General features: G+C 58.2%; 1 rRNA gene. It reads left to right on the top strand.

The features are described 5' to 3' along the window. Positions 1-49: 49 nt before the first annotated feature. Positions 50-680 (top strand): 23S ribosomal RNA (locus tag IE219_RS31405); the annotation flags it as partial.

The raw sequence follows: 680 nt of genomic DNA on the forward strand, positions 1-680 counted from the left end.
GGGTGGCTGGTCGTTGTTTGAGAACTACACAGTGGACGCGAGCATCTGTGGCCAAGTTTTTAAGGGCGCACGGTGGATGCCTTGGCACCAGGAACCGATGAAGGACGTGGGAGGCCGCGATAGTCCCCGGGGAGTCGTCAACCAGGCTTTGATCCGGGGGTTTCCGAATGGGGAAACCCGGCAGTCGTCATGGGCTGTCACCCACTGCTGAACACATAGGCAGTGTGGAGGGAACGAGGGGAAGTGAAACATCTCAGTACCCTCAGGAAGAGAAAACAACCGTGATTCCGGGAGTAGTGGCGAGCGAAACCGGATGAGGCCAAACCGTATGCGTGTGATACCCGGCAGGGGTTGCGCATGCGGGGTTGTGGGATCTCTCTTCCGTCGTCTGCCGGCGGCGGGACGAGTGAGAAACCGTATGGATAGGCGAAGGACATGCGAAAGGTCCGGCGTAGAGGGTAAGACCCCCGTAGCTGAAATCTGTACGGCTCGTTTGAGAGACACCCAAGTAGCACGGGGCCCGAGAAATCCCGTGTGAATCTGGCGGGACCACCCGCTAAGCCTAAATATTCCCTGGTGACCGATAGCGGATAGTACCGTGAGGGAATGGTGAAAAGTACCGCGGGAGCGGAGTGAAATAGTACCTGAAACCGTGTGCCTACAAGCCGTGGGAGCGTCGG

Origin of the sequence: Streptomyces termitum, from assembly GCF_014650175.1 — a bacterium.
In the GTDB taxonomy this organism is placed as follows: domain Bacteria; phylum Actinomycetota; class Actinomycetes; order Streptomycetales; family Streptomycetaceae; genus Streptomyces; species Streptomyces termitum.